Source organism: Bradyrhizobium sp. MI1.3, assembly GCF_055811695.1.
In genome coordinates this window covers 1-16,203 of record NZ_JBVVPQ010000049.1, presented here as the reverse complement: position 1 = coordinate 16,203, position 16,203 = coordinate 1, and the positions used below count along the sequence as shown (strand labels likewise).

16 protein-coding genes and 1 pseudogene are annotated in these 16,203 nt (G+C 63.6%); 12 read left to right on the top strand and 5 right to left on the bottom strand.

Going from position 1 to position 16,203, the window contains the following annotated elements; translation table 11 throughout:
• Position 1 precedes the first annotated feature (1 nt).
• The 3 genes from AC0L3A_RS28390 (at position 2) to AC0L3A_RS28380 (ending at position 2,954) form a co-directional block, all read left to right on the top strand.
• Positions 2–2,098, top strand: a complete 2,097-nt coding sequence (locus tag AC0L3A_RS28390; RefSeq protein ID WP_007595178.1) for a 3-hydroxyacyl-CoA dehydrogenase NAD-binding domain-containing protein — start codon at positions 2–4, stop codon at positions 2,096–2,098.
• 37 nt (positions 2,099–2,135) lie between these two features.
• Positions 2,136–2,546, top strand: a complete 411-nt coding sequence (locus tag AC0L3A_RS28385) for an acyl-CoA thioesterase (RefSeq protein ID WP_007595177.1) — start codon at positions 2,136–2,138, stop codon at positions 2,544–2,546.
• 216 nt (positions 2,547–2,762) lie between these two features.
• Positions 2,763–2,954 carry a hypothetical protein gene (locus AC0L3A_RS28380; protein WP_007595173.1) on the top strand — a complete coding sequence of 64 codons (192 nt, stop codon included), beginning with the start codon at positions 2,763–2,765 and terminating at the stop codon, positions 2,952–2,954.
• 120 nt (positions 2,955–3,074) lie between these two features.
• Here the strand turns inward: AC0L3A_RS28380 and AC0L3A_RS28375 are convergent, their stop codons facing one another.
• Positions 3,075–3,551, bottom strand: coding sequence for a nuclear transport factor 2 family protein (locus tag AC0L3A_RS28375; RefSeq protein ID WP_007595170.1), 477 nt, complete (start codon positions 3,549–3,551; stop codon positions 3,075–3,077).
• A 153-nt stretch (positions 3,552–3,704) separates the two neighbouring features.
• Here AC0L3A_RS28375 and AC0L3A_RS28370 point away from each other — a divergent pair, with 153 nt between their 5' ends.
• Both AC0L3A_RS28370 and AC0L3A_RS28365 read left to right on the top strand, forming a co-directional pair.
• Positions 3,705–4,379 carry an HAD family hydrolase gene (locus AC0L3A_RS28370; protein WP_007595168.1) on the top strand — a complete coding sequence of 225 codons (675 nt, stop codon included), beginning with the start codon at positions 3,705–3,707 and terminating at the stop codon, positions 4,377–4,379.
• Between the two features lie 90 nt (positions 4,380–4,469).
• Complete coding sequence (locus tag AC0L3A_RS28365; RefSeq protein ID WP_007595163.1) at positions 4,470–5,315, top strand: DeoR/GlpR family DNA-binding transcription regulator; 846 nt, start codon at positions 4,470–4,472, stop codon at positions 5,313–5,315.
• Between the two features lie 2 nt (positions 5,316–5,317).
• On the opposite strand, the gene AC0L3A_RS28360 is transcribed toward AC0L3A_RS28365, so the two are convergent.
• Entirely contained in the window at positions 5,318–5,743 is a 426-nt protein-coding gene (locus AC0L3A_RS28360; protein WP_007595161.1) for a type II toxin-antitoxin system VapC family toxin, read from the bottom strand.
• Positions 5,740–6,009, bottom strand: a complete 270-nt coding sequence (locus tag AC0L3A_RS28355; RefSeq protein ID WP_007595159.1) for a type II toxin-antitoxin system Phd/YefM family antitoxin — start codon at positions 6,007–6,009, stop codon at positions 5,740–5,742. The genes AC0L3A_RS28360 and AC0L3A_RS28355 overlap by 4 nt, the downstream gene beginning before the upstream one ends.
• A 231-nt stretch (positions 6,010–6,240) precedes the next feature.
• Between AC0L3A_RS28355 and glpD the strand changes: the two genes are divergently transcribed.
• The 7 genes from glpD to AC0L3A_RS28320 all read left to right on the top strand — a co-directional run bounded on the left by glpD (position 6,241) and on the right by AC0L3A_RS28320 (position 13,943).
• The gene (gene glpD / locus AC0L3A_RS28350; RefSeq protein WP_007595157.1) at positions 6,241–7,791 is read left to right on the top strand and encodes a glycerol-3-phosphate dehydrogenase; all 1,551 of its coding nucleotides are present in this window, start codon (positions 6,241–6,243) and stop codon (positions 7,789–7,791) included.
• Positions 7,788–8,927 (top strand): ABC transporter ATP-binding protein, encoded by a 1,140-nt coding sequence (locus tag AC0L3A_RS28345; RefSeq protein ID WP_007595155.1) that lies wholly within the window; start codon positions 7,788–7,790, stop codon positions 8,925–8,927. Before glpD ends, AC0L3A_RS28345 begins: the two co-directional genes overlap by 4 nt.
• 12 nt (positions 8,928–8,939) lie before the next feature.
• Positions 8,940–10,025: an ABC transporter ATP-binding protein gene (locus AC0L3A_RS28340; RefSeq protein WP_007595153.1), complete on the top strand. Its 1,086-nt coding sequence runs from the start codon at positions 8,940–8,942 to the stop codon at positions 10,023–10,025.
• Positions 10,025–10,927 (top strand): carbohydrate ABC transporter permease, encoded by a 903-nt coding sequence (locus AC0L3A_RS28335; RefSeq protein ID WP_473255540.1) that lies wholly within the window; start codon positions 10,025–10,027, stop codon positions 10,925–10,927. The genes AC0L3A_RS28340 and AC0L3A_RS28335 overlap by 1 nt, the downstream gene beginning before the upstream one ends.
• Entirely contained in the window at positions 10,927–11,733 is an 807-nt protein-coding gene (locus AC0L3A_RS28330) for a carbohydrate ABC transporter permease (protein ID WP_007606994.1), read from the top strand. Before AC0L3A_RS28335 ends, AC0L3A_RS28330 begins: the two co-directional genes overlap by 1 nt.
• 10 nt (positions 11,734–11,743) lie before the next feature.
• Positions 11,744–12,073, top strand: coding sequence for a DUF2160 domain-containing protein (locus AC0L3A_RS28325; RefSeq protein WP_007595147.1), 330 nt, complete (start codon positions 11,744–11,746; stop codon positions 12,071–12,073).
• Positions 12,074–12,200: 127 nt separating this feature from the next.
• A complete protein-coding gene (locus tag AC0L3A_RS28320; RefSeq protein ID WP_035993295.1) occupies positions 12,201–13,943 on the top strand; it encodes an ABC transporter substrate-binding protein in 1,743 nt (580 codons plus the stop codon).
• 188 nt (positions 13,944–14,131) lie between these two features.
• On the opposite strand, the pseudogene AC0L3A_RS28315 reads toward AC0L3A_RS28320, so the two are convergent.
• Positions 14,132–15,231: pseudogene (locus AC0L3A_RS28315) on the bottom strand (alkene reductase).
• Positions 15,232–15,414: 183 nt separating this feature from the next.
• Entirely contained in the window at positions 15,415–15,918 is a 504-nt protein-coding gene (locus tag AC0L3A_RS28310) for a DUF1993 domain-containing protein (protein ID WP_007595142.1), read from the bottom strand.
• Positions 15,919–16,203: the final 285 nt, after the last annotated feature.

The window sequence follows — 16,203 nt, the reverse complement described above, 5'->3', positions numbered from 1 at the left end:
CATGGATTCCAGGATCATGACTGCGCTCGGCGATCGCATGCTCTCGCTCGGGCCCCAGCCGGCGTCAGACAGTCCCTACAAGAACTTCAAGCTGACGCGCGATGCCGACGGCGTCGCCTGGCTGCTGTTCGACCGTGCCGATGCCAGCGCCAATACGCTGTCCGCCGACGTGATGGAGGAGTTCGACGCCGTGCTCGCGGCGATCGAGACTGAGCGTCCGGCGGGCCTCGTGATGCGCTCCGCAAAGCCGTCCGGCTTCATTGCCGGCGCCGATGTCAACGAATTCCGTGGCGCCGGCGATGCCGGGATGGTGGAGACGCGGATCCGCGCCGCCCATGCGGTGGTCGATCATCTGGAAGCGCTGAAGCTGCCGACGGTTGCGGTCATCCACGGCTTCTGCCTCGGCGGCGGGCTCGAGGTAGCGCTCGCCTGTCAATCGCGCATCGCCGTCGACGGCGCGCGCTTCGGCTTCCCCGAGATGATGCTGGGCTTGCATCCCGGTCTCGGCGGTACCGCGCGTTTCACCGCGCTGGTCAATCCGACCCAGTCGATGGCCTTGATGCTGACCGGCCGCACCATCGATGCCCGCCGCGCCAGATCGCTCGGCCTCGTCGACACGGTGACGCAAGAGCGCCACGTTCGCAATGCGGTCAGGGACGCACTGTTCGGCCGGCTCAAGCGGGCGCGGCCAGGCCTTCTAACGCGTGCGGCGAATTTCGGTCCGGTGCGCGGGCTGCTGGCCAGGCGGATGCGATCGGAGGCGGCGAAGGCCGCGTCCCGCGAACATTATCCTGCGCCTTACGCGCTGATCGATCTCTGGGAGACCCATGGCGGCAGCAAGGCCGCGATGCTCAGGGCAGAGCAGGCCTCGTTCGCCAAGCTGATGGTGACGCCGACCGCGCAGAATTTGATCCGCGTGTTCTTCCTGCGCGAGCAGATGAAGAAAGCGGCCGGGAGCGGCAACACGATCAAGCATGTCCACGTCATCGGCGCTGGCGCCATGGGCGGCGACATCGCGGCCTGGTGCGCCGGGCAGGGGCTGCGCGTCTCGCTCGCCGACATGAAGGCAGAGCCGATTGCGGGCGCGGTCAAGCGCGCCGCCGAACTTTACGGCAAGATCATCCGCAAGCCGACCGAGGTGCGCGAGGCGCTCGATCGCCTGATCCCCGACATGGACGGGGAGGGCGTCCGCAACGCCGATCTCATCATCGAGGCTGTCCCGGAGAAGCTCGAACTCAAGCAGAAGGTCTATGCCGGCCTCGAGCCGCGAATGAAGCAGGGCGCGATTCTCGCGACCAACACCTCGAGCATTCCGCTCCAGGATTTGCGCACCATGCTGGCGCGGCCGGAGCGGCTGGTGGGCCTTCACTTCTTCAATCCGGTGTCGCGGTTGCAACTGGTCGAAGTCGTCAGCCATGACGGTAACGATACGCAGGTGCTGAAGGAGGCACTCGCTTTCGTCGGCGCGATCGATCGGCTGCCGTTATCGGTGAAGAGCTCGCCGGGCTTCCTCGTCAACCGCGCGCTGACGCCCTACATGCTGGAAGCGATGGTGATGCTGGACGAGAAGATCGACCAGCGCCTGATCGACGCCGCCGCGGAGCAGTTCGGCATGCCGATGGGACCGATCGAACTGGCCGACCAGGTCGGGCTCGACATTTGTCTCGACGTCGGCGACATGCTGCGTAGCAAGTTCGGCGATCTGCTGCCGCCGACGCCGGCCTGGCTGCGGGAGAAGGTCGCCAAGGGCGAACTCGGCCGCAAGACCGGCAAGGGTTTTTACGTCTGGCGCGACGGCAAGGCCGAGAAGGCGCCGTTGCCCGAGACCGGTCCGCGCGTCACCGACCAGATGATCGACCGCCTGGTGCTGCCGATGTCCAATGTCTGCGTTGCGGCGCTTCGCGAGGGTATCGTCGATGACGCCGACATGGTCGACGGCGCCATGATCTTCGGCACCGGTTATGCACCGTTCCGTGGCGGTCCGCTGAATTATGCGCGCACGCGTGGCGTCGATCATGTCGTATCCACCTTGCGCGCGCTGGCCGGGAGATTCGGCGAGCGCTTTGCGCCGGATCCGGGCTGGGATAATTTCAAGTGAGCAATCTTCAAGTGAGCAATCTTCAAGTGAGAGCGGCATGAACGAACAAGCCAATGCCGGGCCGGGCGGCGATCTCTGCATCCGTACGCTGGCGATGCCGGCCGACACCAACGCAAACGGCGACATCTTCGGCGGCTGGTTGCTCAGCCAAATGGACGTCGGCGGCGGCGTGTTTGCGTCAAAGGTCGCGAAGTCGCGCACGGTGACCGTCGCCATCGAGGCGATGAATTTCCGCAAGGCGGTCTATGTCGGCGATCTCGTTTCGGTCTATGCCAATCTCGTCCGCGTGGGCCGCACCTCGATGACCGTGCATCTCGAAGCCTGGGCGCTACGGCGCAGGGAGCTCCAGCCGATCCTGGTGACCGACGGCAATTTCACTTACGTCTCGATCGACGAGGACGGCCGTCCGCAAACGATCCAGAGAAACGATCCACCAATCGCGACGTAATCGCGCGCGACTTTGCGTCCCATCTCAAGTGCGGCGCCGCCAAACGCGGCGCGACTGAGTCACGGCGCCGCGGCTTTGCCAAGAACCAGTCATAAAACGGATGAGGTCCCGGCGTACTCGATTCCGTGTCGATCCGGGGTGGAAACGGCGTCAAAATGCCCAGGAACCTTTGGGCAGAACTGCCGTTATTTGCCCGCACTGAGGAATCCACGGACCATGCCGGACAGCTACATCATCGAAGTCGATTCGCAGACCGCAGGTATCGTCGTTCGTTCCCAGGGAGGCTATTGCTTTTTCGCCTCATCCAACCGCTTTAACCGTCTCGAAGGCCAGCTCTTCCGCAACGCCCGCGAAGCCGAGCGCGCCGCGCGCAAGCTGGTTAACGGTGACGTGAAGGAAGCGGCGTAAGCGCAGCTGTCATTCCGGGGCAGGCGTAGCGTGAGCCCGGAATCCATTTTGCCGCAGAGAACGTCGACGAATGGATTCCGGGTCCGCGCCTTTCGGCGCGTCCCGGAATGACACCTTCAATCACAACTTCGTCGCCGCCCGCGAGAGCAGCTTCCAGTCGTCGCCCTGCTTCTGCCAGTTCATCAGGATGTGAAGGTTGGTCGGCACTTTTTTCCCATCGGCCGCCATCTCCTGTTCCGCCACCCAGTGGAAGCGCACGATCGCAGCCGGGCCGACGACCTTGATGGTCGGGTCCTTGTACTCGATCGACAGGAATTTGGACTTGCCGTCGGTGGCGTTGGCGATGAAGGTCGCCTTGTCCTCGACCTTGCCGCTGGAATGGCTGTAGCTCACTTCGTCGGCGCAGAGCGCGCCGAGCGCCTTGGGATCGGCCGCGATCTGGGCGAGACGGAAGGCCTCGACCTTCTTCGCCACGGCTTCCTCGTCCGCCGTGGCCGCCAGCACCGGTGTTGTGAGCGCTGAAACTGCAAGAGTGGAGACGGCAAGAGCTGGGACTGCAAGAGTCGAGAGAGCCAGATCGCGTCGGTTGATTGTCATCGTTTCCTCCTTTTTGATCTTGCATGGAGTGTTGCAGCCGCGCGCGACTTTGTCGAGTGTCGCGTGGTGGTCATGCACGTGCGTCATTGCGCGATTGGCGCTGTATTGATACGGCTTTCGTATTGATGCGTCATATATCGGGAAAGTACGGACATGATCGAGGCTATCGGCAGGGCGTTGCTGTTCGACATCGACGGTACGCTCGCCAACACCGATCCGCTGCACCTGAAGGCCTTCAACCAGGTGCTCGGCCCTCGCGGCCATGTCTTCGATCACGCGCGCTTCTCCAGGGAGCTGCAAGGCTTCGCGAATATAGCGATCGGCGAGCGCTTTCTGCCCGACGAGGCGCCGGAACGGCGTGCCTTGATCCTCGATGAGAAGGAGGAAGTCTTCCGCGAACTCGTCGCCGGGCAGATCGAACCGCTGCCGGGCCTGATGGCGCTGCTCGACAGGGCGGATGCGGCCGGTATTCCCATGGTTGCCGTGACCAACGCCCCGCGACTCAATGCGGAGCTGCTGCTGTCCGGCCTCGGCATCACGCACCGTTTCAAGGCGCTCGTGATCGGCGCCGAGCTGTTGCACGGAAAGCCGCATCCGCTGCCTTATCAGGAAGGGTTGCGCTTTACCGGCGCCAGCGCGATGGCCTCGATCGCGTTCGAGGACTCCCGCACCGGCGTGCAATCGGCCGCGGCGGCCGGCATTCCGACCATCGGCATCCGGACCAGCCTCAGCCATACTGATCTCGTCGCCGCCGGGGCCATCGCTTCCGCCAGCGCCTTCGACGACCCGGACCTGCTCGCGCGCCTCGCCGCTGCGATGGCGTGGTGAAGACCTCGTCCGTTAACCGTGATCGGCGCGCGCATTGACCGAACGCGCGAACCGCCGCACCATGCAGCTTCCTGACTTGAGGCCATCGCCGTGACCGGACTGACCCATCGCCAAGCCGAAATCCTCAACATCGCGCGCGCCTCGGGCCGCGTCATGGTCGAGGAGCTGGCGCGCCGGTTCGAGGTCTCGGCGCAGACCATCCGCAAGGATCTCAACGATCTCTGCGAGCGCCGCTCGCTGACCCGCATCCATGGCGGCGCCATCATCGCCTCCGGCGTGGAAAACCTCGCTTATGAGGCGCGGCGCTTCGTCGCCGCCGACGAGAAGAAGGCGATTGGAGCCGCGGCCGCCTCGCTGATCCCGAACGGCTGCTCGCTCTTCATCAACATCGGCACCACGACCGAGGAGGTGGCGAGCGCGCTGACCTCGCACGAGGACCTCCTCGTCATCACCAACAATCTGAACGTCGCCATGCTGCTCTACCGCCATCCTCGCATTGAGGTGGTGGTCGCCGGCGGCACGGTACGACGCGCCGACGGTGCGGTGGTCGGCTCGACCGCGACGCAGCTGATCGGCCAGTTCAAGGTCGACTACGCCATCATCGGCGCGTCCGCGATCGACGAGGAGGGCGCGCTGCTCGACTTCGACTATCGCGAGGTGCAGGTGGCGCAGGCCATCATCGCCAATGCCCGCAGCGTCATGCTGGTCGCCGATTCAACCAAACTCCGCCGCAGCGCGCCGGTGCGCATCGCCCATATCAGCCAGATCCAGACCTTCGTCACCGACCAGGAATTGCCTGAGCGCCTCGCCACCATCTGCCACGGCAAGGGCATCGAGGTGATGGCGGCGATGCCGAAGGGGGCGGATGTCGATGAGGCTCAGGCCGATGTGCAGGATGCAGCACCTGAATCGGCGCCGGTGGTGCGGCTGAGGTAGGACTATGGGTCGTCCCACGGGTTCAGCAGCCGCACGCCGAATACCGCGAAATCCTTCACTTTGCGTGTGACGAGCATGAGGTTGTTCGCGAGCGCGGTCGCGGCAAAGAAGCCGTCCATGACAGACAATGCGACGCCGCTTCTGCGGCTCTGAGCCATGAGGTCACCCCAGCGTTCCGCCACCGCGTGGTCGATCGGCAGGGTGCGCCCGGCAAAACGCTCCGGCAGATCGTGGGCAAGCCAGGCGGCCAATGCTGCGCGCCGACGGCCGTCCTCCAGCAATGCGATGCCGCGGCGAAGCTCGGCGATCGATGCCACGCTGATGAACGCACGATCCTCGTCGATCGTATCAAGCCATGACAAGACTTTCGGCGAAGGGGCCGGCCTCTGGACCTCCGACAACACGTTGGTGTCGAGCAGTAGATTCACGGCGTCTCGTCGTGCACGCGTTCAAGCTCGAGGTCGGCGCTGCGCAGCGGCGAAGCCAGCAGGAATTCGGCCAAGGTTCCTTTGCGCGCCGTCTTGCGCGCCCATTCCTCGGCGGAAACGATCACCGCATTGGGCTTGCCGTGTCGGGTGATGATTTGCGGGCCGGCTTGGGCACGGTCGATCACCTCGGAGAGCCGGGCCTTGGCGTTGGCAAGCGTCCACGAGTCAGTCGCCGGTGAGTCTGGTGCAGTGCTGTGTTCTGTCATGCAGATAAAGACCAATATGACTATCGTAACTAATAATGGTCGTCGACGACTATTCAAGAGCAATAATGCTGCGCGAATCCCGTCCCGAACTGCCCATTTCCACACCCATATGCCCACTCGAAAGTTCCGCTTTCACTTCCTTTCTCCCCTCTTTCATCTTGCTTTCGTTTTCTGGTGTGATCTAATCAAAAGCGAAAGTAACCGCTCGATTGAACGGGCGGTCGCCGGGGGATGCGTCTGTTGGAGCGGATTTTCGACCTCGCCATTATTGGAGGCGGTGTTAACGGCTGCGGCATCGCGCGCGACGCGGTGGGCCGCGGCAACACGGTTTTCCTGTGCGAAATGAACGATCTGGCGAGCGGGACCTCGTCCTGGTCGACCAAGCTGGTGCATGGCGGCCTGCGCTATCTCGAATATTACGAGTTCCGGCTGGTCCGCGAGGCGCTGATCGAGCGCGAGATTCTCTGGGGGATCGCGCCTCACATCATTCGCCCCCTGCGTTTCGTTTTGCCGCACCATGCGGGCTTAAGGCCAGCCTGGCTGCTGCGCCTCGGCCTCTTCCTCTATGACCACATCGGCGGCCGTCATCTGCTGCCGGCGACGCGCTCGGTCGACCTTGGGCGCGACGAGGTCGGCCGCCCGCTGATCCCGAACCGCTACCGCCGCGCGTTCGAATATTCCGACTGCTTCGTCGACGACGCCCGTCTCGTCGTACTCAACGCGCGCGATGCCGCCGACAAGGGCGCCGAGATCCGTACCCGGACCCGCGCAACCGATATTAAACAGACCGACGGCATCTGGACCGTCAGCATGATCGACACGCTGACCGGCGCGCGCTCGTCGATCCGGGCCCGTGCGCTGGTCAATGCCGGCGGGCCCTGGGTCGAGGATGTGCTCGGCCGCGGCGCCGGCGTCAACGCGAAAGCCAAGGTGCGCCTGGTGCAGGGCTCGCACATCGTCGTAAAGAAACTCTACGACCATGACCGTGCCTACATGTTCCAGAATGCCGACGGCCGCATCATCTTCGTCATTCCCTATCAGGACGATTTCACGCTGATCGGCACCACCGACCGCGACTATGACGGCGATCCCGCCAAGGTGAAGGCGACGGCCGAGGAGATCCAGTATCTCTGCACGGCGGCAAGCGAATATCTGGCCAAGCCTGTCACGCCCGATGACGTGGTCTGGACCTATTCCGGCGTGCGTCCGCTCTATGATGACGGCGCCAGCGAAGCCAAGGCCGCGACGCGCGACTATGTGTTCGAGCTCGACACGCCCGGCGGCGTGCCGCTGCTGTCGATCTATGGCGGCAAGATCACGACCTACCGCCGCCTCGCCGAGGAGGCGCTGGAGCGGCTCGCGCCCTATCTTCGCAGTGCGAAAGCGCGCGAAGGCTGGACCGGCAAATGGCCGCTGCCCGGCGGCGACATGGGCGTGTCCGATGTCGACGGCCTGATCGCCGAGCTTCAGCGCGGCTATCCTTTCCTCAGCCACGAGCATGCGCGGCGCCTCGCACGCGCCTATGGCACGAGGGCGATCAAGCTGCTTGGCGATGCGAAATCGGCGGCCGATCTCGGCCAGGCCTTCGGTGCGACGCTGAGCGAGCGCGAAGTCCGCTATCTCATGGCCAACGAATGGGCCGTCACCGCCGACGACGTCGTCTGGCGCCGTTCCAAGCTCGGCCTGCGACTAAGTGCCGAGGAGATCGCGGCGCTTGATGACTGGATCAGGACCCACGCCGTGCAGCAAAGTCCCCTGCTGGAAGCGGGAGGACGCTCATGACAGTGGCACTCGATCACGTAACCCGGACTGTCGACGGTATCGAGCACATTCGCGACGTCTCGCTGACGCTCGAGAGCGGCACGCTCAACGTGCTGCTCGGGCCGACGCTGTCGGGCAAGACCTCGATCATGCGGCTGCTCGCTGGCCTGGACAAGCCGACATCGGGCAAGCTGCTGGTCAACGGCAAGGACGTCACCGGCGTCGACGTGCGCCAGCGCTCGGTCGCCATGGTCTATCAGCAGTTCATCAACTACCCCTCGCTGTCGGTCTACGAGAACATCGCTTCGCCCTTGCGCGTGCAGGGCAAGCCGCGCGCCGAGATCGAGGCGCGGGTCGCGGAAGCCGCCCGGCTGCTCAGGCTCGAGCCGTTCCTGAAGCGCACGCCGCTCCAGCTTTCCGGCGGCCAGCAGCAGCGAACCGCGATGGCGCGCGCGCTGGTGAAGGGCGCCGACCTCGTGCTGCTCGACGAGCCGCTCGCCAATCTCGACTACAAGCTGCGCGAGGAGCTGCGCACCGAGCTGCCGCGCATCTTCGAGGCGTCCGGTGCGATCTTCGTTTATGCCACCACGGAGCCGACCGAGGCGCTGCTGCTCGGCGGCAACACGGTGTGCATGTGGGAGGGGAAGGCGCTCCAGATCGGCGAGACGCCAAACGTCTACCGGCGGCCGCAGACCTTGCGCGTCGCGCAGGTGTTCTCCGATCCGCCGCTCAATCTCGTCGGCATCGAGAAAAAGAACGGCTCGGTGCAATATGCGGGCGGCATTGCCGCGCCGGCGTCCGGTCTCTATTCCTCGCTCGCGGACGGCGCCTATCGCGTCGGATTTCGTGCCCATCAGCTCGCGCTTGCCAATGGCGAGACCGACCGCCACGCCTTCCATGCCACGGTAACGGTGACCGAGATCACCGGTTCGGAGAGTTTCGTGCATCTGACCCGCGACGGATCGAACTGGGTGGCGGTGTTGCACGGCGTGCACGAGTTCGAGCCCGGGCAGACCATCGATGCCGTGCTTGATCCCAACGACGTTTTCGTGTTCGACGCTGGCGACCGCCTGGTCGCAGCGCCCGGTCCCATAGCGTTTTCAAGCGAAGTGCCGAGCGGTTCGCGTGAAGAAAACGCGTCAAAGAAACAAGCTTGAGGGGGATGCGACATGGCCCGCATTGACCTCGTCGATCTCGCGCACTCCTACGGTGGCAATGATGCGCCGCAGGACAGCTTTGCTCTCAAGCCTGTCACGATGACCTGGCGACAGGGCGGCGCCTACGCGCTGCTCGGGCCGTCCGGCTGCGGCAAGACCACGCTGCTCAACGTCATCTCGGGCATCATCACCCCGTCGCGCGGGAAAATCCTGTTCGACGGCGAGGACATCACACCGCTGTCAACCCAGAAGCGCAACATCGCCCAGGTGTTCCAGTTTCCGGTGATCTACGACACAATGACGGTGGGGCAGAATTTGGCGTTCCCTCTGAAGAACCGCGGTGTACCGAAGGCCGAGATCGACAAGCGCGTCGCCGAGATCGGCCGCCTGCTCGACCTCGATCCCTATCTGAACCGCAAGGCGACGCGGCTCACGGCTGACGCCAAGCAGAAGATCTCGCTCGGTCGCGGCCTGGTCCGCTCGGACGTCGCCGCGGTGCTGTTCGACGAGCCGCTCACCGTGATCGACCCCGAGCTGAAATGGCAGCTCCGCTCCAAGCTGAAGGCGCTGCATCGCGAGCTCGACCTGACGATGATCTACGTCACCCACGACCAGACCGAAGCGCTGACCTTCGCCGACACCGTGGTGGTCATGCATGACGGCCGCGTGGTGCAGAGCGGCACGCCGGCCGAGTTGTTCGACAAGCCGGCGCACACCTTCGTCGGCTATTTCATTGGCTCGCCCGGCATGAACATTTTGCCGGCCGAGGTAAGGGGCCGCGAGGCCAGGATCGGCGGTCACGTCATCGCGCTCAATCGCAGCTACGACAGCCTTCCGCCAAGCGCGAAGATCGAGATCGGCGTCCGTCCGGAATTCGTCGAGGCTGTCGCGCCTGCGCCTGGCCTGCTCAGTGCAAAGATCGAACGCGTCGACGACCTCGGGCGCATCCGTTTCGCGCGTGCGAGGCTCGGCGACGCAAAACTCGCGGCCCGCGCGCCGGCCGGCTTCACCAGCCCGGATGGCACGGCCGGCCTGAAATTCGACCCGTCGCACGTCCACGTCTATGCCGACAGCCTTCTGGTGGAGGGAGCCGCCTGATGGACAAGACCGTCAACCAAAAAGCCTGGTTCCTGGTGCTGCCGGTGTTCCTGGTCGTCGCCTTCTCGGCGGTGCTGCCGTTGATGACGGTGGTGAACTATTCGATGCAGGACACCTTCGGCAACAACCAGTTCTTCTGGAACGGTGTCGGCTGGTTCAAGGAATTGCTCGATCCCTCGACCGATCTCGGCGGCCGCTTCCTGGCTTCGCTCGGGCGCAATCTGTTCTTCTCGCTGGTGATCCTCGCGATCGAGGTGCCGCTCGGCATCGTCGTCGCGCTGTCGATGCCGCGACAGGGGTGGACGGTTGCGGCCTGCCTCGTCATCCTGGCGCTGCCGCTGCTGATCCCGTGGAACGTGGTCGGCACGATCTGGCAGATCTTCGGCCGCCCCGACATCGGCCTGCTCGGTTATGTCCTCAATGCCATTGGCATCGATTATAATTACGTCTCCAACGATATCGACGCCTGGGTCACCGTCATCGTGATGGATGTCTGGCACTGGACCAGCCTGGTCGCGCTGCTGTGCTACGCCGGCCTGAAGTCGATCCCCGAAGCCTATTATCAGGCGGCGCAGATCGATGGCGCCTCCCGCTGGGCGGTGTTCAAGGCGATCCAGCTGCCGAAGATGAATCGTGTGCTGCTGATCGCGGTGCTGCTGCGCTTCATGGACAGTTTCATGATCTACACCGAACCGTTCGTGGTGACGGGTGGTGGGCCCGGCAACTCGACGACCTTCGTGTCGATCGAGCTGGTCAAGATCGCGCTCGGCCAGTTCGATCTCGGCAAGGCCGCCGCGCTGTCGCTGGTCTACAACCTCATCATCCTGATCGTCTGCTGGATCTTCTACACCGTCATGACCAATGGCGGCGCCGACCGGAAATCGCATGAAGGAGCCGTGTGATGCATTCGATCCCCGGCCGTCGTCTCATCATGGCGCTGTTTTTGATCTTCCTGCTGTTGCCGATCTACTGGCTCGTCAACATGAGCTTCAAGACCAACGCCGAGATCGTCTCGACGATGACGCTGTGGCCACACGCGCCGACGCTCCAGCACTACAAGCGCATCTTCACCGACGAGAGCTGGTATTCCGGCTATATCAACTCGCTGGAATATGTCGTCCTCAACACCATCATCTCGATCTCGGTGGCGCTGCCGGCAGCCTACGCGTTTTCGCGCTACCGCTTCCTCGGCGACAAGCATCTGTTCTTCTGGCTGCTGTCGAACCGCATGGCGCCGGCCGCGGTCTATGCGCTGCCGTTCTTCAATCTCTATTCGGCGATCGGCCTGTTCGATACGCCCTGGGCGGTCGCGCTGGCGCACTGCATCTTCAACGTCCCGCTGGCGGTGTGGATCCTGGAAGGCTTCGTCTCCGGCGTGCCGCGCGAGATCGACGAGACCGCCTTCCTCGACGGCTATTCCTTCCCGCGCTTCTTCATCAAGATTCTGGTGCCGTTGATTGCGAGCGGCATCGGCGTTGCCGCCTTCTTCTGCTTCATGTTCTCCTGGGTCGAGCTGCTGCTCGCGCGCACGCTGACCTCGGTGCAGGCCAAGCCGATCGCGGCGATCATGACGCGCACGGTGTCGGCCGCGGGCATGGACTGGGGCCTGCTGGCTGCGGCCGGCGTGCTGACGATCATCCCGGGCGCGCTCGTGATCTGGTTCGTTCGGAACTACATCGCGAGCGGTTTCGCGCTCGGTCGGGTTTAGGGAGGCATCAATGGAAGCTATTGCATGGATGGCCTGGACGCCGCCGACGGCGATCTTCTTTGTGGCGCTCGCCTGTACGCTGGCCGTGATGACCTGGCTCGGGGTGGCCTATCCCGAAGCCGAACGCGTCGGCGTGCTGCGCATCCCGACCACGCGGGGCGACCGTCTGTTCATCTCCCTCATCACGGCAGCGGTCATCCACTTGCTGTGGATCGCCTTCGCCGGCACCGACGCCCTCGCCACGCTGCCGATCGGCGAGGACGGAGTTGAAATTTCGCGCCTTTGGATCGCATCAGGAATTTCGCTGGCCACGGCCGTACTCATTTTCCGCACGGTCTAGCCCGCGAAGGAACGGCCAGATCCGGGACCAACCCGGGCCTGTAAAAAGTTTGTCGCTGCAACGGAGGAATAACATGCGGCAGTTTAGGAGAAGGGAACGTCCATTGACCAAGAATAGCTTTCTGACGATGTCCAGCGTCGCCGCCATGGTCGCGGTGTCGTTGGCCGTCTCGGCGCCGGTGCGCGCCGCCGACGACGCCGCGATCCAGAAGTGGATCGCGGAATTCCAGCCCTCGACGCTGTCGAAAGACGAGCAGAAGAAGGAGCTGGAGTGGTTCGCCAAGGCCGCCGAGCCCTTCAAGGGCATGGAGATCAACGTGGTCTCCGAGACCATCACGACCCACGAATACGAGTCGCAGACGCTGGCCAAGGCGTTCTCCGAGCTCACCGGCATCAAGCTCAAGCACGACATCATCCAGGAAGGTGACGTGGTCGAGAAGCTGCAGACCCAGATGCAGTCCGGCAAGAACGTGTACGACGGCTGGATCAACGATTCGGACCTGATCGGCACGCACTTCCGCTACGGCCAGACCATCGCGCTGTCGGATTACATGACCGGCGAGGGCAAGGACGTCACCGATCCCATGCTCGACGTCAACGACTTCATCGGCAAGTCGTTCGGCACGGCGCCGGACGGCAAGCTCTATCAGCTGCCCGACCAGCAGTTCGCGAACCTCTACTGGTTCCGCTACGACTGGTTCACCAACCCCGACTACAAGGCCAAGTTCAAGGCCAAGTACGGCTACGAGCTCGGCGTGCCGGTGAACTGGTCGGCCTATGAAGACATCGCCGAGTTCTTCACCAACGACATAAAGGAGATCAACGGCGTCAAGGTCTACGGCCATATGGACTATGGCAAGAAGGACCCGTCGCTCGGATGGCGTTTCACCGACGCCTGGCTGTCGATGGCCGGTAACGGCGACAAGGGCATCCCGAACGGTCTGCCCGTCGACGAATGGGGCATCCGCATGGAAGGCTGCCGTCCGGTCGGCTCCTCGGTGGAGCGTGGTGGCGACACCAACGGTCCGGCCGCGGTCTACTCGATCACCAAGTACCTCGAGTGGATGAAGAAGTATGCTCCGCCGCAGGCCCAGGGCATGACCTTCTCCGAATCCGGTCCGGTGCCGGCGCAGGGCAATATCGCCCAGCAGATGTTCTGGTACACCGCCTTCACCGCCGACATGGTGAAGCCGGGCATCGCCGTGATGAACGCGGACGGTACGCCGAAATGGCGTATGGCTCCGTCGCCGCACGGTTCGTACTGGAAGGAAGGCATGAAGCTCGGCTACCAGGACGCGGGCTCGGCGACGCTGCTGAAGTCGACTCCCGCTGACCGCCGCAAGGCGGCCTGGCTCTATCTTCAGTTCATCGTCTCCAAGACGGTCAGCTTGAAGAAGAGCCATGTCGGTCTCACGTTCATTCGTGAATCCGACATCTGGGACAAGTCGTTCACCGAGCGTGCGCCGAAGCTCGGCGGCCTGATCGAGTTCTACCGCTCGCCCGCGCGCGTGCAGTGGACCCCGACCGGCAACAACGTGCCCGACTATCCGAAGCTGGCGCAGCTGTGGTGGCAGAATATCGGCGATGCGTCGTCCGGTACGAAGACGCCGCAAGCCGCGATGGACTCCCTTGCCGCCGCCCAGGACTCCGTCATGGAGCGTCTGGAGAAGTCCGGCGTGCAGGGCGCCTGCGGTCCGAAGCTGCACAAGAAGGAGACGGCCGAGTACTGGTTCGCCAAGGCCCAGAAGGACGGCACGATCGCCCCGCAGCGCAAGCTCGCCAACGAGAAGCCGAAGGGCGAGACGGTCGACTACGACACCCTGATCAAGTCGTGGCCGGCACAGCCCCCGAAGCGCGCTTCGCTGCAGTAAGGCACTTCAACATAACGACGAAAGGCCGGGAGCAATCCCGGCCTCTTTCTTTTTATTGTCGTGGATTTTGCTTCCACAACGTCATTGCGAGCGAAGCGAAGCAATCCAGAGTCTTCCCACGGAGGTAGTCTGGATTGCTTCGTCGCTTCGCTCCTCGCAATGACGGAGGGTGGAGCGACGACGACGCCTTACTCAGCCGGCTCAGCCGCCAGCGTCGGGTAATCCGTGTAGCCCTTGGCGCCGCCGCCGTAGAACGTGTTCTTGTCCCAATCGTTCAGCGTCGCGCCCGCCTTCAGGCGCTCGACCAGATCGGGGTTGGAGATGAAAGGCTTGCCGAAGGCGATGAGATCAGCCGCGTTCGCGTCCAGCACCTTGGCGGCGAGATCGAAATCATAGCCGTTGTTGGCGATGTAGGCGCCGGGGAAGCGCTTGCGCACGCCCGCATAGTCGAACGGCGCGATGTCGCGCGGACCGCCGGTGGCGCCCTCGACGACATGGAGATAGACGAGCTTCAGCGCCGCGAGACCATCGACGATATGGTCGTACAGGGCTTGCGGGTTCGAATCCGAGATGTCGTTGGCAGGCGTCACCGGCGAGATGCGGATGCCGGTACGATCGGCTCCGGCCTCCGCCACGACGGCCCTGGAGACTTCCAGCATCAGTCGCGCGCGGTTCTCGATCGAGCCGCCATAGGCGTCAGTACGCTTGTTGGTGCCGTCCTTGGCGAACTGCTCGAGCAGATAGCCGTTGGCGCCGTGGATCTCGACGCCGTCGAAGCCGGCTTCGAGCGCATTCTTCGTGGCGCGCTTGAAATCGTCGATGATCCCTGGAATTTCGGAGAGTTCGAGCGCACGGGGCTCAGAGACGTCAGCGAAGCCGCCGTTGACGAAGGTCTTGCCCTTGGCGCGGATCGCGCTCGGTGCCACCGGGGCTGCGCCATTGGCCTGAAGGTCGACATGCGAAATGCGGCCGACATGCCAGAGCTGGATGAAGATCTTGCCGCCCCGCTGGTGCACCTGATCGGTGACCTTGCGCCAGCCGGCAACCTGCTCCTTGGAATAGATGCCGGGGGTGTCCTGGTAGCCTTGGCCCTGCTGCGAGACCTGGCTCGCTTCGGTGATCAGAAGCCCCGCAGAAGCACGCTGGGCGTAATAGTCGGCGGCGAGCGCGCCCGGTACGAAGGTGCGGGAAAGGCGCGGTTGCGCGTCAGCGGCGCCATCACGAAACGGTTCGCCAGCGTGATCGGGCCGAGCTTGTAGGTCTCAAACAATTTGGTCGAACGGCTCATGAGAATGCTTCCAGGCGGTGAGAGATCCGGAACACTTGTGCATCGCGGCAATCAGCGCAAGGGAGGAGCCATACGGAAACTGCAGGCGAGATGCGCAGCGGGGCTACGCAGCATAAAGCATGTGCAATTTCAGCCGCGGCAGCAGATTCGATCTCCCGCCGCGGCCGCCTGAATCATCGGGTATTAGTTCGCGCCGAGGAAATCGCGTTTGCCGACCTCGACGCCGGCGTGGCGCAGAAGGCCGTGGGCGGTGGCGGCGTGGAAATAGAAGTTGGGCAGCGAGAACGCGCTGAGGAATTGCTGGCCCTTCATGGTGATGGATTTGTCGGGACCGGCCGGGAAGGTGACGTCCTTGGTGTCGGCGCCCTCGAACTGCTCGGGCTTGAACGATTTCACATAGTCGATGGTCTTGGCGAGCCGCTGCTTCAATTCGGCAAAGCTAGTCTCGGTGTCTGCTGTGGAGGGCACTTCGCTATGGGTCAGCCGGGCGCAGCCTTTGGCTGCAAAATCGCTGACCAGCTGGATCTGCTTCGAGAGCGGCAGCATGTCCGGAAACAGGCGGGAGCCCAGCAGGACGGCGGGATCGACCTTCTTGGCCGCGCAATGCGCCTCGGCTTTCGTGAGCAGGCCGGTCAGGCTGTTCAGCATTTGCAAATAGGCGGGAACGACGGCGTCGTGGAAGGACATGTGATGCTCGCTATTGTGGTGGGAAATCTCAGGAGAAACCTGAGCCACTCACATGGGAACCTCATGGAAAAATACAATCGCGGGAGCGGCTTGTGCAGTGCGAAAATTCTACCGAGCGGGCTTGTGGTGCTATCGGCGCCCCCGCTGTCATCGTCCGGCTTGACCGGACGATCCAGTACTCCGAGGCAGCTGTGATTGAATCGATAGGCCGCGGCGTATTCGCGCGTACGACTGATCGCCATCTGCACCAGCATGGCGCCGATCGGGGCGAGGATCATCATCAGG